3 protein-coding genes, 1 tRNA gene and 1 pseudogene are annotated in these 4,561 nt (G+C 63.2%); 3 read left to right on the top strand and 2 right to left on the bottom strand.

Annotation, left to right across the window (positions count from 1 at the left end; all coding sequences use genetic code 11):
* The 3 genes and pseudogenes from AC5DC2_RS19950 to AC5DC2_RS19960 all read left to right on the top strand — a co-directional run.
* Positions 1-344: pseudogene (locus tag AC5DC2_RS19950) on the top strand (molecular chaperone DnaJ); the annotation flags it as partial.
* A 37-nt stretch (positions 345-381) separates the two neighbouring features.
* A complete protein-coding gene (gene dgt, locus AC5DC2_RS19955; RefSeq protein ID WP_491699735.1) occupies positions 382-1,713 on the top strand; it encodes a dGTP triphosphohydrolase in 1,332 nt (443 codons plus the stop codon).
* Positions 1,714-1,949: 236 nt separating this feature from the next.
* Complete coding sequence (locus tag AC5DC2_RS19960) at positions 1,950-3,617, top strand: putative bifunctional diguanylate cyclase/phosphodiesterase (RefSeq protein WP_491699736.1); 1,668 nt, start codon at positions 1,950-1,952, stop codon at positions 3,615-3,617.
* Between the two features lie 29 nt (positions 3,618-3,646).
* On the opposite strand, the gene AC5DC2_RS19965 is transcribed toward AC5DC2_RS19960, so the two are convergent.
* A complete protein-coding gene (locus tag AC5DC2_RS19965) occupies positions 3,647-4,165 on the bottom strand; it encodes a DedA family protein (RefSeq protein ID WP_491699737.1) in 519 nt (172 codons plus the stop codon).
* 202 nt (positions 4,166-4,367) lie between these two features.
* A tRNA-Glu gene (locus AC5DC2_RS19970) sits at positions 4,368-4,442 on the bottom strand.
* Positions 4,443-4,561 lie beyond the last annotated feature (119 nt).

Here is a 4,561-nt window from a genome sequence, read left to right on the forward strand (position 1 = left end):
GCAGTTTCGATCCGGTCGCGGCGATGCGGCGCAAGCTTTCCGACGACATTCTGAAAAGCCGCTTTCACATCCTGGAGCTGGAGCGCCATCGCGCCCGGGTGCGCAAGCATATGGACCGGCTTGGACGGCGCAAGCGCGACAGTTCGACGACCGATGTGCTCGGATCCATGCTGCGGGCCAGAAGCGAGTCGATCGGCGAGGCGATCCGCAATGCCGAGGACCAGATCGAGGCGATCGAGCAGGCCTATACCATGCTCGAGGGTTATGCCTACGAGCTCGAGCACGACGACAGAGCGGACGAACAGGCCGACGACGGCGACACCGACGGCAAGGCTGCCGAGTAGCGCCGGGTGGCCCGGACCGTGACGCAGGGGATATCTCATGATGACGATGGAATGGTCGAAACTGCTCGATCTCGAACGGCTGTTTCTGACGTCGTCTCAGGAGAGGCCGCGCCGTCCCGCCTATGATCAGGATGCCGACCGCATCACCTTCTCGGCGCCCTTCCGGCGGCTTGCCAACAAGACCCAGGTTCACCCTCTCTACGACAACGACCATATCCACCATCGCCTGATCCATTCCGTGGAGACGGCAAGCGTCGGCCGTTCGCTCGGGCTCGAGGTCGGCTGGTGGCTTGAACAGGAAGGCAAGATCGAGAAGGGCGGACAGGCGACGGTCGCCGGTCTCGTCCATGCGGCCTGCCTTGCCCATGATATCGGCAACCCGCCCTTCGGCCATTCCGGCGAGGCGGCGATCGGCGCCTGGTTTGCGGAGAAGTTCGAGCGGGGCGAGGGGCTTTTTGCCGACCGCCTGGCCTGCTTTGCCGAGGAATTCGAGGCGTTCGAAGGCAATGCCCAGGGCTTCCGCATCATTGCCGGACTGGAAATGCACCGTCGCGGCGGCATGCGCCTGACGCACGGCACGCTCGGCGCCTTCCTCAAATATCCGGTCACGGCGCGGACCCGAAAATCCGTCGCCGCGCGCGACGGCGGCCTGAAGAAGTTCGGCGTGTTCGAAACCGAGCGGGAGGCTCTCGAAGCCGTGGCAACCCGGACGGGGCTCATCGCCGGCGACATATCGGCAAGCTGGTGGCGGCGGCACCCGCTGGTCTATCTGGTCGAGGCGGCGGACGATATCTGCTACAACATCCTCGATCTCGAGGACGCCTTCACCGCAGGCGACCTGTCCTATCGCGAGGCGGCCGGGATGCTGTCCGCCGTCGCCGGAACGACCCCGCGCGACGACCGCGGCGATACGCCGTCCGAGAAGATGGCCTTTCTGCGCGCCGTCGCCATTCACAAGGCGTTTGAAGATTGCAGCGCCGCTTTCAGCGCGAATTATGACGCGATCATGAGCGGGACTTTTTCCTCCGGCCTCGTCGAGGCATCGGCCCAGGCGGATCGATTTGCCGAGATCGGCCGGCTTGCCAGCGAACGCATCTTCACCTCGCCGCGCAAGACGGAGCTTGAGGTGATGGGCCGCAATCTCGTCCATCGCATTCTGGACGGCGTTCTGCCGGTGCTGGAGGCGCTTGCCGAGGCGGATTTCGACGCGGAGCGGATCGAAGGCTATCCCCGCCAGCTGCGGCGCGCGCTCGGCATCGACCTGCGCCGGGCGCGCGATCCTTATTCCGCGCTGCATACGCTTGCGGACTACGTATCGGGGATGACGGATCGTTATGCCGTCAAGATTGACCGGATCATTTCCGGTTGACGAGCCAAGTAGCGCGCTTCGGAAATACTCAATAGATCGGCATGTATTTTGGCAACTCTGCATTGCATATCATGCGTTATTCGGTCTTTGCTTGCAAAGCATCGCGATAAAACCTCAAGAAAAGCTCTGCACGTCATTCCGTCCATGCTGAAATTTCGGTAATCGTTGGATCTTGAGCGACGATGCCCGCAGGGAGAGGTTTATGGCTTGTGTCTTTCCGTTGAAATGTCTCCGGCATGGCTGATGGTTTTGGGCAGCACCAAGAAGGCTGGTTCGAACTCGCCCTGCGGGCGGGCCGCATGGTGGCCTGGGAGCAGGATCTCGTCACCGATCATGTCAGCCGGTCGGGCAGCGCGGTTGATCTCATCGGCATAGGATCTGGACCTCTTTCCGGCATTCTCGAGCGGATCCATCCGGATGATCGGCATTTGCGCGCGGGCCTCGGGCGCTCCGGAAGGCAGGAGGAAGAAGTCGTCTTCCGGTTCATGACCGCCGAGGGAGGGCTGATATGGCTTGCCACCCGGGCGCGCCGGGTTTCGCCCGAGCGGCTGATCGGCATCAGCTTCGATGTCACGGAGGCGAAGACTGCCCAGGATCGCATCCGCGAGATGGCCCTCCACGACGACCTCACAGGTCTTCCGAACCGGACCTGTTGCGCCGAGCATCTGGAACGCGCGATTGGCGGCGCCCATCCCGACGGCGTCGCCATCATGGCGCTCGACTTTGATTATTTCAAGGAAATCAACGACAGTTTCGGGCATGAGGCCGGCGATTTCTTCCTGAAGACCATCGCCGGACGGCTCACGGCCCTGACCGGGGAGGGCGTGATCGCAGCCCGGCTCAGCGGCGACGAATTCCTGGTGATCGCGCCGGGGCTCGACCGGCAGGAGGCCATGGCGTTTGCCCGCAAGATCGCCCGCCGGGTGGGGCAGCCGGTCGAATATCGGTCGCAAACGCTGTGGGCGGGCGTGAGCATCGGCCTCTCGCGCTACCCCGACGACGCGGAGACGGCCGAAGGCCTGGTGAAAGCCGCCGATATCGCGCTTTACCGCGCCAAGAACAGCGGCCGCAGCCGGACGGTCGCGTTCAAGCCGGAGATGGGGCATGTGGTCGAGGAGCGACAGCGCCTGCTCTCCGAACTCCGGGGGGCGCTGCGCTACGGCCAGGTGCAGCCGTTCTACCAGCCGAAGATCGATCTGCGCACCGGCAGGATCAGGGGTTTCGAGGCGCTGGCGCGCTGGTTTCACCCCGAGCGCGGCATCCTCACGCCGGTCTCATTCCAGGCCGCCTTCGAGGATCCGCATCTCAGCCTTCGGATCACCACCTACCTCTTTCGCCGGGTGCTGGTGGACCTGGTCAATCTCCGCCGGATCGGCCTGGATCCCGGGACCATTTCATTCAACCTGTCCAACGCCGCCTTCGGTCATCCCAAGATTGTCAGGCGCATCGTTGCGGCGCTCGAGACATTCAATATACCCGCCGAGAGCTTCGAGATCGAAGTCACGGAAAATGTCCTGCTGAACCGCAACGAAGTCGTCGCGCGCCGGAAGATCAATCATCTGCGCCGCAACGGAATCCGGATTTCGCTGGACGACTTTGGAACCGGCAACGCGTCGCTTTCGCATCTCCAGACCTTCAGGGTCGATACCATCAAGATCGACAAGAGCTTTGTCGATGACATCTGCGATGACGCGAAGGGCCGCGCGATCGTCAGCGGGATCGTGACGATCGCGGGCGCTCTCGGCCTGACCGTGGTCGCCGAAGGCGTTGAAACCATCGGGCAGAAGGAATGCCTTCAGGCCGTCGGCTGCGATCAGGCGCAGGGCTATCTGTTCAGCAGGCCGATGTCGTATGATCGGGTGGTTGATCTGCTCAGAAAGGAGATTGCCGACGAAGGTCGGTGACCGGCGCGGGCCCGCGCCCGAATTGCGGCCTACCTGTGCAGCGATGCGTCGTGAAAGTGTTCGGCGAAGAAATCGCCGAAGACGAAGGGCGCCGCGGTCCAGACGCTGGTCCACAAGAGCGCGCCGGCCATATTTGCCAGCAGGAACGGCCGCCAGCCCATTGCCATCATGCCGGCGACGATGCCGTTCAGCTGCCTGAGGATGACCACGAAGCGCGCGCCGACGACGACGGCCGTGCCGCGTCTGGCATAGAGCCCCTCGATCCACTCCCGCCTCTGGTCGTTGAGGCCGATGTAGCGGCCATAGCGTTCGATGACGGTCCGCCCGCCATAACGGCCGATCGCATAGCCCGTATTGTCGCCGAGCACGGCGCCGATGAACACCGCCAGGAACACGCCCTCGATCGGCAGCTGGCCGCCGGAGGCGAGCAGCGATGCGCCGATGACCGCGCTTTCGCCCGGCAGCGGCGCGCCGAGCGATTCCAGATAGACGATGACGAACAGCGCCGCGACGCCGTAATGGCGCAGATAGGGTTCGATCAGCGCGATCGATTCGTGGATGAGATGCATGTCCGCTCCTCGTGCCGCTGTGCTTCGGTCTGGTTCCGCCGGTTTTCGATGCCTGCGAAAGCAGACGGCAACATATTTTATCGTGTTAATAAAGGGCGGGCGAAGCGGGCGGTCAAGGAGGCCGCATCGAGCGATCGCGGCAAGGCCGCGGGACCGCGGCGACCGGAGACCTGTGGATAAGTGGTACGCCCTAGGGGAATCGAACCCCTCTTTCCAGAATGAGAATCTGGCGTCCTAACCGATAGACGAAGGGCGCATGCGTTGGCCGCAGGCAGCATATATTGGCGGTCGCCATCTCTGTATAACAGGGGTGGTTGCCGTCAGGCAGAAAATGAGTGGCACGCCCTAGGGGAATCGAACCCCTCTTTCCAGAAT

This window comes from Martelella sp. (assembly GCF_984369615.1).